Annotated in this window: 15 protein-coding genes; 9 read left to right on the forward strand and 6 right to left on the reverse strand. The window is 46.7% G+C overall.

Features of this window, described 5'->3' with window-relative positions; translation table 11 throughout:
• The first annotated feature begins 1 nt into the window (after position 1).
• From B5M13_RS01290 to B5M13_RS01320, 6 genes are all read left to right on the forward strand, one after another.
• Positions 2-544, forward strand: coding sequence for a DUF420 domain-containing protein (locus B5M13_RS01290; RefSeq protein ID WP_080053941.1), 543 nt, complete (start codon positions 2-4; stop codon positions 542-544).
• A 376-nt stretch (positions 545-920) separates the two neighbouring features.
• Entirely contained in the window at positions 921-1163 is a 243-nt protein-coding gene (locus tag B5M13_RS01300; RefSeq protein ID WP_245859667.1) for a hypothetical protein, read from the forward strand.
• A 145-nt stretch (positions 1164-1308) separates the two neighbouring features.
• Positions 1309-1932, forward strand: coding sequence for an RNA polymerase sigma factor (locus tag B5M13_RS01305; RefSeq protein WP_080053944.1), 624 nt, complete (start codon positions 1309-1311; stop codon positions 1930-1932).
• Positions 1898-2836, forward strand: coding sequence for a hypothetical protein (locus tag B5M13_RS01310; protein WP_080053945.1), 939 nt, complete (start codon positions 1898-1900; stop codon positions 2834-2836). Before B5M13_RS01305 ends, B5M13_RS01310 begins: the two co-directional genes overlap by 35 nt.
• Entirely contained in the window at positions 2833-3843 is a 1011-nt protein-coding gene (locus B5M13_RS01315) for an outer membrane beta-barrel protein (RefSeq protein ID WP_080053946.1), read from the forward strand. Before B5M13_RS01310 ends, B5M13_RS01315 begins: the two co-directional genes overlap by 4 nt.
• Before the next feature lie 2 nt (positions 3844-3845).
• Positions 3846-4682, forward strand: coding sequence for an NAD(P)-binding domain-containing protein (locus B5M13_RS01320; protein ID WP_155297155.1), 837 nt, complete (start codon positions 3846-3848; stop codon positions 4680-4682).
• A 43-nt stretch (positions 4683-4725) separates the two neighbouring features.
• On the opposite strand, the gene B5M13_RS01325 is transcribed toward B5M13_RS01320, so the two are convergent.
• Positions 4726-5868, reverse strand: a complete 1143-nt coding sequence (locus tag B5M13_RS01325; RefSeq protein ID WP_080053947.1) for a glycosyltransferase family protein — start codon at positions 5866-5868, stop codon at positions 4726-4728.
• A gap of 65 nt (positions 5869-5933) precedes the next feature.
• The gene (locus tag B5M13_RS01330; protein ID WP_080053948.1) at positions 5934-6761 is read right to left on the reverse strand and encodes a UDP-2,3-diacylglucosamine diphosphatase; all 828 of its coding nucleotides are present in this window, start codon (positions 6759-6761) and stop codon (positions 5934-5936) included.
• A gap of 112 nt (positions 6762-6873) precedes the next feature.
• Here B5M13_RS01330 and B5M13_RS01335 point away from each other — a divergent pair, with 112 nt between their 5' ends.
• The gene (locus tag B5M13_RS01335; protein WP_080053949.1) at positions 6874-7506 is read left to right on the forward strand and encodes an acetyltransferase; all 633 of its coding nucleotides are present in this window, start codon (positions 6874-6876) and stop codon (positions 7504-7506) included.
• Positions 7507-7590: 84 nt separating this feature from the next.
• Here B5M13_RS01335 and fcl read toward each other — a convergent pair whose 3' ends face one another.
• A complete protein-coding gene (gene fcl / locus B5M13_RS01340) occupies positions 7591-8532 on the reverse strand; it encodes a GDP-L-fucose synthase (RefSeq protein WP_080053950.1) in 942 nt (313 codons plus the stop codon).
• 302 nt (positions 8533-8834) lie between these two features.
• On the opposite strand from fcl, the gene B5M13_RS01350 reads away from it, so the two are divergent.
• On the forward strand, positions 8835-9671 hold the full coding sequence (locus B5M13_RS01350; RefSeq protein WP_245859671.1) for a toxin-antitoxin system YwqK family antitoxin: 837 nt from the start codon (positions 8835-8837) through the stop codon (positions 9669-9671).
• Positions 9672-9748: 77 nt separating this feature from the next.
• Here the strand turns inward: B5M13_RS01350 and B5M13_RS01355 are convergent, their stop codons facing one another.
• The 3 genes from B5M13_RS01355 to B5M13_RS01365 form a co-directional block, all read right to left on the reverse strand.
• Complete coding sequence (locus tag B5M13_RS01355) at positions 9749-10543, reverse strand: tetratricopeptide repeat protein (protein WP_080053953.1); 795 nt, start codon at positions 10541-10543, stop codon at positions 9749-9751.
• Positions 10544-10619: 76 nt separating this feature from the next.
• Positions 10620-12047: a DEAD/DEAH box helicase gene (locus B5M13_RS01360; RefSeq protein WP_080053954.1), complete on the reverse strand. Its 1428-nt coding sequence runs from the start codon at positions 12045-12047 to the stop codon at positions 10620-10622.
• An 85-nt stretch (positions 12048-12132) separates the two neighbouring features.
• Positions 12133-13023, reverse strand: coding sequence for a fructosamine kinase family protein (locus B5M13_RS01365; RefSeq protein WP_080053955.1), 891 nt, complete (start codon positions 13021-13023; stop codon positions 12133-12135).
• 54 nt (positions 13024-13077) lie between these two features.
• Here B5M13_RS01365 and B5M13_RS01370 point away from each other — a divergent pair, with 54 nt between their 5' ends.
• Entirely contained in the window at positions 13078-14274 is a 1197-nt protein-coding gene (locus B5M13_RS01370; protein ID WP_080053956.1) for an anhydro-N-acetylmuramic acid kinase, read from the forward strand.
• Positions 14275-14664 lie beyond the last annotated feature (390 nt).

The following is a 14664-nucleotide window of genomic DNA, read 5'->3' on the forward strand; positions in this document are numbered from 1 at the left end:
TATGGAAGTGTTGCAACCTGTAAAGGAGCAAAAAGCAAATCGAGTCATTAATGTGCTGGCTATCGCCATTCCAGTGGCTGTAGCTGTGCTGTTGGGCATTCGTCAGAAGGTCGACTTAGGTAACTGGACGTCTTATTTGCCTCATATTAATGGAGTCATCAATTCTGTAACGTCGGTATTACTGCTGCTCGGTCTTTATTTCATCAAACAGAAAGATATACAGGCCCACAAGCTTACAATGTTGACGGCTTTTACCCTTGGATCGCTGTTTTTGGTAAGTTATGTGTTGTATCATCTGACAAACGACTCAACACCTTACGGAGGACAGGGCTGGATTCGTCCGGTGTATTACTTTTTGTTGATCTCACACATTGTACTTTCTGTAGTGGTTGTGTGGTTTGTACTACGGGCCGTTTACTTTGCCCTCAGCGGTCAGATTCTGAAGCATAAACAGACTGTAAAATATGCCTATCCAATCTGGCTGTACGTTAGTATAACAGGGGTTATTGTGTATTTAATGATCAAGCCTTATTACCTTCATTAATTGGCAAAAAATATGAAAAGTTGGAAAGTTTGGCTTATACTAGCAATGTTATATATTGTAGCTAGTCCCGATTTAATGGCTCAGTGCGCTATGTGTCGCGGAACGGTTGAAAGTACGGTCAGCAATGGCCGGAGTGTTGTGGCGTCAAACCTTAATTTTGGCATTTTATATTTATTATTAGCTCCTTACCTCATTGTTGCTTCGATTGGCTATCTGTGGTATCGGAATAGTAAACAGGAGCATGGAAGACGTCTCGAAATTGCAGGCCGCATTAAGCGGGCTATGTCCCAGGTGTAGAAAGGGGAAAATTTTCAGAAAACCGTTTTATTCGTTACGCGGCTTCGACGACATGTATGAGCATTGCCCACATTGTGGCTTGCGTTACGAAGTAGAACCGGGTTATTTTATCGGAGCCATGTATGTTAGCTATGCTATTTCAGGTGGCGTAGCTTTGGTGGCAGGATTCCTATTATTCTATCTGGCAGGCGATCCTGAAGGCTGGGTATATGCATCGATTATAGCCCCGTTAATGGTTGTCATAGCGCCAATTAATTTTCGAATATCACGCGTGATCTGGCTTCATTACGTAGCCGGGATCAAGTACATAAAAGGGCTTTGAAGGCCCTTTTTTAGTTTAAATACTGGCACTCGTTGACCGCGAATAGGAAAGTCTTGGGCTGTTAGGGAATTTTTTCAGAAAATTTTACCTGGTCATGCAACCCGCTTATAAGTAATTTGCATCTTCTCAACGAACCTAAACGATTATGCTCCGACTTATACCGTTTTTTACGACCGAAGCGCAGTTGATTGCTGCCTTGAAGCGTGGGGAAAGCCGCGCCCATAAGGTCGTATACGAGCGGTATGCCGGTAAAATGCTAGCCGTATGCACGCGCTATTGCGCCAACCGGGACGATGCCGAAGAGGTAATGATCGATGGGTTTATGCGCGTGTTTGAGAAAATTGAGCAGTTTCGGGAGGATGGGAGCTTTGAGGGGTGGATTCGGCGGGTCATGGTAACGGAATCACTGATGTTTTTGCGAAAAAATAAACAATGGCGTCAGGAAGTTTCAATCGACGACGTTACCGTTGAGCCAGACTATGCATGGGCCGATACTGCCGTCAATGAAAATGATTTATTACGAATGGTGAATCAATTGCCCGACGGATATCGTACAGTCTTTAACCTGTATGCCATCGAAGGCTATAGTCATGCCGAAATTGCTGATATGTTAAGCATTTCGGAAGGTACATCGAAGTCACAGTTAAGTCGGGCAAGAATGCTGTTGCAGGCGAATGTAAAGAAATTAGAACAGGAGATCGCTCAGCGTAAATGGTCTGGGCAAGGCGAATATTATGAAAAATCAGTCGGAAAAACAGCCAATCGATGACTTATTTGCCCGGAAACTAGGCAATATGTCATTGCCGCCGAGTGCCGATGGCTTCGAGCGGTTACAGGCACGTATGGGCAAGCGTACACCTGAAGCACGGGTCGTATTCTGGCAAAATCCGACCATACAACGGTATATGGCGGCTGCCGCTTGCTTGGTATTGGTCAGTTTATTTGGCTGGCTTTACTGGCCAACAGGTACTCAGTCGACAGGTGGAGAAAGTCAGGTGGCGACTAATAGACCCCGTAAACAAACAGCTCATCAGGAAGTCAGTCCAAAGCCTGGAATAACGGAAAATACGGAAGAGGGCCAATCAACATCAAGCGAAGCAGAGACTACCGAATCGGGTCTGCCTACACAGGAAGGCCAAGTAGCCCTTGTTGAAAAACCTGCTGTCCAGGTAAAGCAGGCAGATCGCCCGGTTCAGCAACCTGTTAACGGCTATAAACCCAACACAAAGTTTACTCCCTCGACGGCTCAAGAGCCTGTTTTAGCACAGAACAAACCAGTTGAAACGCCTACCAAACAGGATGTTAACACTACTCCGTCGATAGAGAAGCCAACTGGGTCTGAGCAAGTAGCCGACGTCAAGCCAACCACCAAACCTACGGCTCCGGCTGAGCGGGTATTGGTTGTGACAATTGCAGAGCCTGAGGCTTTGGTTGCTGCGCGTCAGGCTGCGAAAGCATCAGTTGAAGAAAAAGCAACTGTAGCTTCTTCTGAAAAGCAGGAGAAAGATCCTAAAGCAACCGGTTTATGGCAGCAGGTAAAACGCTTTAAAGAAGGTGAACTGTTTGCTCGGCGCGATAACGATAATTCGAGCAGTGAAGACCGTGGACTCTTAGGCCGGGCCTATAGTGGCCTTAAACACAGCCTCGATAAAGATAAATCTAGTAAGCAATGAATAAAGTACTACTTACAGTAGTGGCGGTAGCGACGAGTCTACTGGCTTCGCTTGTACAAGCAAAGCCAATGAGTCCGACCGATTCGCTGGTGATCCGGTTTGCCAATCGCACCCGACTGGTTATTTATGCGCCTGATAAAGCCGCTATTCAGGCTCTGTCGAATTACGATCTGAATAAAATTGTGCGGGAAATGGGTATGAAGCTCGATTCCGTGCCCGGTGGCCAAACGCGTATTTCGCAAGATGGAGATCGCTACCTGAAAGACACTGTACTGGTGGTCACCAAAAAAAGTGATGGAGTTACGGTTATTATTAACGGGAAAACGGATTCGACACAAAGAACGTCAAAGCGCGATAGTGATTACGAACGAGAACGACGTGAGCGACGCGACAGGGACAAGGGAAGCTTTGACTACAATTTTAGCATTGGATTGAATAATTTTATTCAGGAGAAATCAATGACCGCTTTCCCCGAAGATGGTTACGATTTACGCCCCATCGGTTCGCGTTATGTAGCATTGTCGGTAGGGGCTATGCCAACGATCATTCGAGGTAAATACGCTTCCCTCAAGCTGTATTATGGTGTAGAATTGGCCTGGAACAACTTTATGTTTGAAGGGAATAACATTGTCCAAAAAGGAACTACAACCGTAGAATTTCCAGATGCAGGTCGTGATTTACAAAAAAGTAAGCTGACGGTTTGTACAATCGGTATTCCTGTGGTACCCCGCGTAACCTTTTACAACAGCAGTGGCAAAAAAGTATGTCATATCGGTCTTGGAGGGTACGCTAATTATAGACTGGACAGCTACCGGAAGATCAAAGAAGCCGATGGCGGTAAAGACCGTCGTCATTCCGATTTTTATCTGAATAATTTTCGGTATGGATTAATGGCTCATTTAGGTATTCGAAGCCTGGATTTCTTTGTTAAATATGATATGAGCCCGCTTTTCCAGACCGGCAAAGGCCCCGATGTGCGGACGTTGAGTTTTGGTATAGGTTTTTGAGTATGTCCGTAAAAAACGTATCAATCATTGGTCTTGGCTGGCTTGGACTGCCACTGGCTGAGCGTTTGCTGAATGAAGGTTTTTCGGTAAAGGGAAGCGCAACGTCGGCTGAAAAAGTAACGGCGTTAAAACAGAAAGCTATTGCCGCTTATGAACTCCAGCTCAACCCAGAGCCAATCGGGGACTTACATGGCTTGCTGGATGCCGATACGCTGGTGATCAATATACCACCCAAAGCAGGAAAATTAGGTGATAATTTCCATCCAGTTCAGATTCAATATATAGCCGATGCGCTACAGAGCTCTTTCCTAAAGCATATTATTTACGTTAGCTCTACGTCGGTGTACCCAGAACTAAATCGTGAGGTTGTTGAGGAGGATGTACTCTTCCCTGATCAATCGGCTGCTCCCGGGCTGGTTCGGGCTGAACAACTTGTTCAGACACTTGAAAAAGCAGAAGAGCGAGTAGTTACGATCCTGCGTTGTGGAGGTTTAATGGGTTACGATCGCATTCCCGGTAAATACGTTGCGGGGCGAACCGTCGATACTGGCGATGTTCCTGTCAATTATCTACACCGTGATGATGCTGTGGGTATTTTGTGTGAACTGATAGGCAATCGAGTAGGGGGGACGTTCAATGCCGTAGCCCCTATTCATCCAACGCGGGAAGCTATTTATCGGAAAAGCTGCGCCGAATTTGAGTATGCATTGCCAACCTTTGTCCAACCTGCTGAACCTGTTCCTTACAAACTAATTAGCCCCGCCAAGCTCCTCCAGGCAATCCACTACCCTTATCGATATCCCGATCCGTTACAGTTTTATTACCAGAAAACGATCTAAACAGATGGCAATGGCAGTAAGTGGCTGATTAGGTTATAAGAAATTAGCGAAGCAGGTGTCGCATTCGTGTCCAGAAAAAACCACCCGAGGGACCGCTGGCAGGCATCTGAGTCCGGTTAAGGGCAGCCATAAACATGAAATATCCTTGTGCATGCCAGGCACGGAACTGTTCGCTAACGGCTACATCATGCTTCGGTAAATAGTCGATCAGTTTATCCAGATCGAATCGGCTGGAAGCTGTACCAACGCCCGCCCGTTGGCCGTCGATCGCATTACAGGCTTGTTCATAGTGATTGGCCTGCGGAATCATGAGAGCAGGCTTGCCAAGATAGGCTGCTTCACAAACCGATTCAAACCCGGCCGTTGTCACAATCGCTTTGCAATGGGCCATAAATTCCAGAAAACGCTTTCCATCGATGGCATGAAAGGTGAGCGTGTCGTCAACTTTCTGGTCGGGTAGGGTAGCGCCCGAATGGAAACCATCCATAGGGATTTCGGGGTGCTGTTCGTGAGCTTTTAACAACTCAGTTTTAAGGCCTGGTTGCGTAACGTAAGCCAGCAGCGAATGGCCCTCGGTGGGTTTCAACTCCGTAACTTCCTGCCGAAGCAGAGGAGGGACTACCCGCACACGCTGGTTAGGTTCATCGGGCTGTTTATCGAAGGATAGGGCCAAGAGTTCATTGGCCCCGAAACAAGTGAGCCGGGTATTGATTTTAAACGCCTGTCGGTAGAACCACTGCCCTTTGGGGCATTGAAAATTAGTGTGGAAAGCCATGTACTGATGGGCGATACACACCATAGGTACCGATGGGCGCAACAGGGCGTACGTCATACCACCCAGCATTTCATAGAAATTGACCACTACATCAGGCTGATGCGTTTCGATCATGGCGCGAACCTGCTTCAGACTACGCCAGAATGGCCGTATGGTCCTGATGGCTTTCAGCGTTGTTTTGAAGGGCTCAAGCGCGTTCGTCTTCGCATTATACACCAGACCAGGGCTAAAAATTGGCGTGACCGGAGCCGTAAAAGCCGAGCTGAAAAAAGTAGGTACGTCCCGTTCGGCTGTTACGCCAACAATAGCGCCGATAACGTCGTGCCCCGCCTGTTTCAGCATTTGATGGAGTGAAAGGGCTTGTGTTAAATGCCCACGACCTTCGCCTTGTATTATAAATAAAACCCGCATGAAGTATAAATTACGATCTGTAAATAGTTAGGTTCCTATAAGTCTCTGCGTCAGAATGACTGTCGTTAAGCCGACATGGACTTTACTGTGAGCTGAAAAGGCTGACCGACAGGCTTTACGGCTTGAATCGGTTCGTCATCTTCGCCTAGATCAGATGTATAATACAGTAAGCTCCACTGGCCTTCGTGGTCTTCAACCAGTGCACTAAGCGATTCGACCCAGTCGCCTGAGTTCATATAAAGAATTCCGTCGAACTCACGAATGGCAGGCTGGTGGATATGCCCACAAATGACCCCATCGCAATGACGAGCGCGGGCTAGTTCGGTCAGCTTTTGTTCGTAATCGGAGATGTAGCTGACGGCTTTTTTTATACGTGATTTAACCTGCTGCGAGAGGGAATAGTAGGGCAGTCCACGCCAGGTGCGGTAGTTATTATAGAACTTGTTTACCCAAAGCAGAAACGTATACCCTAAATCCCCTAGATAAGCTAACCATTTCATTTGCGACGTAACTGAATCGAACACGTCGCCATGCGTTACGTAAAATTTCTTATTGCCCGAATTCAGGATGTAATCTTTGCGGATGGAGAAGTTTTTTCCCACTTTTAAAGGCATCACCTGATCCAGAAAATCATCGTGATTCCCGCGCAGATAAACAACTTTGGTATTGTAGTGAACGATTTGTTTTAAAACCGTTTTAAAGAAAGCAGTGTGTTTTTTCTTCCAGGTACCATACTGTTTCAACTGCCAGCCGTCGATGATGTCGCCATTGAGAATGAGCTTCTGACACGAGTAATTTCGCAGAAACTCGGTGGCTTCTTTCGCTTTCGAACCGGCTGTGCCAAGGTGAATGTCGGAAAGAACAATCGTTCGGAATTGCGTACCTGGTTGCATGGACGAAGTTAACCATGCTATATGACTTGGGATTTATGGGATTGTTACCAAATTGACAAGATTAGTGCGTTATTGGAATAGTTATTCACATTGACATAATAAACCGCAGTAAATGGAGAATCCAGTGCTAATTTTAGGAGCAGGAAGCCTGGGCGTGACCGCTTTAGACTTGTTTCAACGCAATAATGTAGTCGTCTATGGTTTGCTTGACGATAATAAGACCCTACACGGTAAAGAGTTTGGCGATGTATCCGTGCTGGGTGAAACCGATGATGACGGTTTTCTGAAACTGATTGGACAAAAGTGCGAAGCCTTTGTGGCTATTGCCGATGTGCGCGTGCGTAAGCGCCTGGTGAAGATGCTGAACGAACGACGCAAGGTACAGCCCGTTAATGCTATTCATGATACGGCTATTGTATCAGCGCTGGCAAGCATTGGTCATGGCAATCTGATTGCCGCTCGTGCTGTTATTAACCCGTATACTGAGATTGGCCAGCACTGTATTATTCAGTCGGGTGCCATCGTTGAAAGTCAGGCTAAAATCGGGGACTATGTTCAACTCGGTACAGGAAGTGTAGTCAATAGTGGAGTAACTGTTGGTGAAGGGGCTTTTATTGGCACAGGCGCCACCATTGTGGCCGGTGTAACAATCGGCAAAAACGCGCGTATTGGCGCGGGCTCAGTAGTTGTAGAAGATGTGGGTGCCGGGACAACGGTTTTCGGAAACCCTGCCGCAAAACTATAGAGACGCGATCCCTCGCGTCTCCTCTCTGTCAGCAAATCATTTGACACAAAACATTTCGGTAATGAGACGCGAGGGATCGCGTCTCTACTCGACATACAGCACCTCGTTGGCCAGGAAATCCTGGTAAGTTAGTTCAAGGCCTTGTTTTAATTCGGTTGTATGTTTCCAGCCCATTGCGTGAAGCCGCGACACATCCATCAGTTTGCGGGGCGTTCCGTCGGGCTTATCGGTATTCCAGCGGAGTTCACCTTCGTAACCGACCGTTTCTTTAACCATCTCGGCCAATTCCTTTATCGTCACATCTTCACCCGTTCCGATATTCACAAACAGTTCGTCGCTGTAATGTTGCATTAAGTAGAAGCAGGCATCGGCCAGATCATCGGCATGGAGAAACTCACGCATGGGCGAACCTGTTCCCCAAACTTCTACCGTGGGTAAATTATTGATTTTTGCTTCGTGGAATTTCCGTATCAACGCTGGAAGGACGTGCGAACCTTGTAAGTCGTAGTTGTCGTTCGGGCCGTACAGATTGGTTGGCATAGCCGAAATGAAGTTACAGCCGTACTGGCTGCGATAGGCTTCGCATAGTTTAATACCCGTAATTTTGGCAATCGCATACGGCTCGTTTGTCGCTTCGAGGTAGCCGCTCAACAAATACTCCTCTTTAAGAGGCTGGGGCGCTAATTTTGGGTAAATGCACGACGAGCCAAGGAACAACAATTTCTTTACGCCTGTTTTGTAGGCAGAATGAATAATGTTTGATTCAATCATCAAATTGTCGTACAAAAATTCGGCACGATAGGTGTTATTAGCCATAATGCCACCTACCTTAGCCGCAGCCAGAAATACGTATTCAGGGCGCTCCTGGTCAAAAAAATCAGCAACAGCGATTTGATTACGTAAGTCAAGTTCGGATGAGGTCCGGGAGATAATGTTGGTATAACCTTCCTGTTGAAGTTTACGAACAATAGCAGAGCCGACCATCCCCCGGTGTCCGGCTACATAAATACGAGCTTGTTTTTCCACGAGTACACGTTATAGATAAACCACCGGAAGGTCTGGTGGACAGGTTGATAAAATATTGCAATGATGTAAAGCGTTGCAAAACTAACAAACTTAGGTCTCCAATTGGTCAAATTGTCATGATTGTGAATAAATTTAAACTAATTATCGTCAATTTGGTAATTTCGGTAACAAATTTGCCGATTAGCTGGGCGCAATCAGTGCAAACAGCTCCGGCTTCTTTAACAACCGCATCCAAGCCTGTGCTCGAATCAGCGGGAGCCGCATCGTCCCCTTTTGCTCCGTTTTCCTCAGTACCTTCTTCTATGACAACCCTGGGGTTGCCCACCATGTCGTCGTTAAAAGAGCAAAAAGATGCTTACATATCGGGTATTATGCCCGACTTAGGCCTGAAAGTTAAGCAATTAAAAAAATTAAAAGCTGACCGCAAATCCAAAAATAAACAGTCAAAGACGGAATATGAAGGGTTTTCGATGGTAAAAGCGTATACTAAGTTTGGTAGTGGTGATCGAACCATCGTCGAAGAGTTTCATATATTGCGCGATAACGATGCCGCTAAGCCCTTACCGTATATTAGGGACATTTATCGGTATTACCAGAAATCAGGCCGTGTGACTAACTCGATTGTACGCGATGAAGGCTCAGGGTTGTTATTACATGGGCCTTATAAACGGTATCAGAACGGCGATTTAGTTGAAGAGGGATACTATTATGCTGGTATGAAAGATGGCCGTTGGGAAAAGTACGACAGTCATTTTATGTTGCTGGACAAATCTCGCTGGCATCAGGGCGTCCCGGCCGAATCAAAACTGACCTTTTACGATTCTACCCATCATAAGATTAAAGAGATTGTCCCGATGGAGTATGGTAAAATTAAAGGGACCTATATGGCCTTCCATGAAAACGGGTTGCTGGCTGAAGAAGGGAAATATGAGAATGGAGTTAAAGTAGGTCGTTGGACGGAATACTATCCTATAAATCCGGGAGGTCGTCGGATGCGTCGTAAACTTACGCAATATGCCAGTAACCAGTGGGATACCGAATTCGAATCCTACACCATTACCGAGTGGGACGAAAAAGGGAAAGTTACCTATGAACGCTCAAAAGAAAAAGTGGTCCAGGAAGAGGAAACGGAGAATTAATGTAGAGTTACAATATGTTGCGTCAGCAATACAGCACTGCTTAAAACCAGCCGATCATGAGAGGCAAAGATGCGTCTCTACTTGAACTTCCCTTTAGGATCAGGTTGCTTGGCCAGAAGCTCGTTGAGATAACTGATATCGATAGCTGAGAAGTCAAGCGAACTTGCCTGGTGGAAAAGCTCCCAGGCCTTCTGGTAATTGGCTTTCAAATAATAGATAACGGAAAGTTTTTGATACGATAACGCATTCGGATTTACGGTGATCGCACGTTGCAAATTCGCTTCAGCATCCGTCAGCACTTCCTCGTTCGGCTTTTCCTGGTAATGCTTAATTTCCAGAGTTGCCAGATCAGTCATGAGCACCGTATTATTTTCGTCAACAGCAACCCCTTTCTTCATCAGCCGAATGGCTTCAGCCAATTGGTTTTTCTGGTAACAGACTACACCCAAGCCCCAGTAAGCATCTGCATTTTTATCGTTAAGGAGCCAGGCCAGGTTGAAGCGGTGAGCAGCTGTGTCTAGTTGTTGCTTATCAATGTAATCCCAGCCCCGATTGGCAAAGAACTCACTAGCTTCGGTCCGGCTGGCGAAATTTCGGTCGCAGTCGTTCAAAAAGTGAATTTCTTCGCTTATCTGTTCGGCAGTTTTAGGCCGTTCGCCAAACAAAGGGATAGTATTGATAGCCAATCCTCCCGATGGCTCTAAAGTCGATTCAGTCGGGTGAGCCAGTGTTTCTGTGTGATCGTGCTCGGATTTGGATTGCCGAACCGTATCGCCCGAACGCGCCGATGTAATGAACTGCTTAGGTTGGGCTACCGACAAAAACGGTAATCCAAGTAAAGTCCACTGTATCAGCTTTATGCGAACGCTCATCGGAAGCATGTACTACACGCAGGTATGTGTTACGATACAACGAAACGGGAAACCAAGTTAGTACATTACAGGCAAATTACCGTCGGCCTCCCCGAGATCCAGGGCCTTTTCCCGTACCTGTTTTATGACCTGACGATGCACCCGCTTTACGCCTTGTACCGCCGGAAGCCTGTCCTGTGGCCGAAAAGGCTGTTTTCTTCGTTCCGCCCTGTTTACTTTTGTTGATCAACTTTGTTTTACCACCCGGTAAATTTTTTGCTTTTTTTTCATGAAAAGCGCCCAGAAAAGTGGGATCTTCTTTCCGACGTTGTTCGTCAATCTGCCGTAGCATGGCTTGCTGCTCGTCGAAAGGCGTTTCCGTAACCTCGACTTCGGGAGGAAGCGGTTTACGAGGAATGGTCATGCGGATGATTTTTTCGATCTTCTGTACATGGTATTCCTCGGCCATTGTCAAAAAGGTGATGGCTTCGCCCGATCGATTTGCTCGCCCTGTACGACCAATTCGATGCACATAATCTTCATAGATTAATGGCAGGTCGAAATTGATGACATGGCTAACTTCGGCAACGTCGATCCCTCTGGCTGCTACATCGGTCGCCACCAATACCTGGATATTTCCCTCTTTGAAGGCTTCCATAGCATTGATGCGCGTATTCTGGCCTTTGTTGGCATGGATAACCCGAATCTTATCGGACTCTATCACTTTGCGTGCCAGAAATTTATAGATGTTCTCGGCAGTTCCTTTGGTGCGGGCAAAGATGATAACGCGCTGAAACGCGTCCTTGCTAATCAGGTAATCCAGCAGGTTGATTTTAGTGCGGAAATTGGGGACTTCGTAGAGCACCTGGGTCACCATATCGGCTGTTGAGGCCTGCGGAGTGACCTCTACTTTAATAGGGGCTTCCAGAAATTCGGCCGAAAGCCGCTCTACTCGCCCGCCAAATGTAGCCGAAAACAGCAGATTTTGTCGTTTTGTGGGAATCACTTCCAAAATCGATCGAATCTGAGGCATAAAGCCCATGTCCATCATTTTATCGGCTTCGTCGAGGACCATTGTGCGAATATCTTTCGTGACAATTTCGCCCATGCGGTACAGATCCATAAACCGGCCAGGAGTAGCCACCAGTAAATCAACACCTTGCTGGAGGGTTTCAATCTGCGTTTTAGGGCCAAGTCCACCATACAGAGCCAGATGGCGTAAGCCTGTGTATTTGCCAAGTTCGCTAACAGCCTGATTGATCTGAATAACCAGCTCGCGCGTGGGAGCCAGAATCAAGGCTCTGGGGTTTGACCCCTGCGGGTACTTGATTTTCATCAGCAGAGGCAACAAATAGGCCGCTGTTTTGCCCGTACCCGTTTGTGCAATACCCAACACATCATGATTGCCCAGACTTAGGGGAATCGTTTTTTGTTGGATGGGCGTGGGCTCTGTGTAGCCTAGTTCAGCCACCGCATTCAAAAGTTGGCGGTTCAGGTCGAACTGCTCAAAGGAAATAATGTCCATAAACCTTATCAGTCGTTAATCGCTAATCATGAGTCAACAGTGATTCCAATAACCCCTGTTGACTGATGGCAAGCGACTAACGACTTTAAAACTGTTTCAATATTCGTTCTACGCCACTAACGTAACCAGAGCCAAACAGATTCACATGAACGAGTAATGGGTATAAATTGTAGATGGCTATACGTTGGTTGAAACCACTTTCCAGCGGAAAGGCTTCATCATATGCATCGTAAAAGCGCTCATCGAATCCGGCAAATAGTTTCGTGAAGGCCAGCTCTGCTTCTCGGAAACCGTAATAAACGGCGGGGTCGATCAGAACAGGCAAGCCATCTTCATTAACCAGTACATTACCCGACCATAGATCGCCATGCAACAGAGCAGGCGGCTCGTCAGGAAGTAAATTGGGCAACTGGTTGCGAAGTCGCAGCAGCGCGTCGTAGGTTTGCTTTGTGAGTAACTCTTTGTAGAGTGCCAGACCAGCCTGCGGGAGTAATCGCTGTTCAAAAAAGAAATCGTAGCCGTTTTCAGTAAGCGGATTGGGCTGGGGTAGAGAACCTATATAATTATTAAAATACAGCCCGAATTGCGCCTGGGTGTTTGCATGTAATGAGGCCAATCGCTGGGCTAGTGTTTCCCAATAGTTTTTTGGGCGTTTGCCGAAGTCAATATATTCCAGAATCAAATACGATTTACCCTGGAAGTGACCGCAGCTAACAACTTTGGGAATGGGGAACGTATGGGTCTGGCGGAGTAAATCAAGCCCAATGGCTTCTACCTCGAACATATCCTGTTCAAGATGGCCATCGCTTTGATTCCACTTAATGAAGAAAACACCTTCAGTCGAAAATACACGGGCTGCGGTGTTAATATTGCCCCCAGATAGAAACTGGGTTTCCAAAACATCGACCGGTTTACCCAATGCCGAAAATAGAATGCTTTCGAAGAAGGTAAATTGCTCGTTACCCCAGAATTCCATTTATTAACAGCCGTTCTTACGAATTAACCAAAATTAGTGGATAGTTACCTAACTATGAACGATCAAATACAGCACTTATATACTATTGCTCAAAAAAATGAGCGTAGAATCATCGGACTCATGTCGGGAACCTCGCTCGACGGTCTTGACGTAGCGTTATGCCGCATCGCCGGGAGCGGCTCAGATACCGCTGTATCCGTAGAGCGATTTGCGACGGTACCGTATCCGGAGGAGTTAAAAGCTGATATTCGGACCATTTTTGCTAAATCGCTTATTGACTTTGAACAACTTTGTTTGCTAAACCCATTCATTGGCCGGTTGCATGGTCAGATGGTGTTGGAATGTCTCCAGAATTGGGCCATACAGCCAGTCGAGATCGATATTGTCGCCAGCCACGGTCAAACAGTATACCACGCGCCTAAAAGTCAGCATCGACGTGATAAGTTCCCAAATGCTACCCTGCAAATTGGTGATGGTGACCATGTTGCGGCCACAACCGGCATTATTACTTTGAGTGATTTTCGACAAAAGCATATTGCACTTGGGGGTGAGGGCGCTCCATTAGCGGTATATGGCGATTACTTTATGTTCTCGAAAGCTGGTGAAAACCGGATTCTGTTAAATATGGGAGGTATTGCCAATTTTACCTATCTCCCAGCCGATGGTGATGCCAATGCCGTTTTTACGACCGATACAGGGCCGGGGAACACTCTCCTGGATGCGTATGCCCGGAAGTTTCTGAATCGGCCGTATGATGAAGATGGACAGGTAGCCGCACAGGGACAAATAAATACAACTCTGATTGATGCCTTGAAAAAGAACCCGTTTTTCGATGCCCCCTTTCCCAAAACGACCGGCCCCGAAGTTTTTAATATGCCTTATGTAGAGGAGGCTCAGGCGCGTAGCCAAACCATAGGCTTGTCGGAGGCTGATCTGATGGCCACACTCGTTCAGTTTAGTGCCGAAACAATTGTCGATTCAATCAGACGGGTTATTGTTCCCGGCGAAACCTATCGTATTTACATGAGTGGCGGGGGGATGCACAACCCGGTTCTGACCGCAACGCTACGGCAATTGCTGCCTGATTGTACATTCGGTCGTACTGACGATCTGGGTATAGATGGCGATGCAAAAGAAGCGGTTCTTTTTGCCGTATTAGCCAATGAGAGTTTGGCTGGGGGGCATACCTCATTTGGTGATCGACAGGGCGTTCCGACTGTATCGATGGGTAAGATCAGTTTTCCGAAATAACTATCCTAACTAATGTCGCAAATACCAGTCATGGTTTTGTAAATGAGACATAGATTTATGAGATAACAATTTGATATAGGGTGTATCTAAAAACAGCGGGAGCAGAGATTCTCTGTTTTGATCACATACAACGGGCGTGGCTGTTGCACAACCCTACTTAAGAATTGTAAGTAGCCTTTTCTGTATCTTCAGGTATGCAGGGCCGAAAAGAGTATCCCGAAAAGCATATCACTTATTTTCAGCTTTCCAGCTGTATCCCAAAGCATAATTTCTACCGCCGGTTAAAGGAAACGCTCGGCCTGACTGCTCCGGCAGCCCGGCTTCATCTATGAGGCCACCAAACAACTTTATGGCTCAACAGGTAATCCCTCGATCGACCCAGGCGTATTC

Source organism: Spirosoma aerolatum (assembly GCF_002056795.1).
Taxonomy (GTDB): domain Bacteria; phylum Bacteroidota; class Bacteroidia; order Cytophagales; family Spirosomataceae; genus Spirosoma; species Spirosoma aerolatum.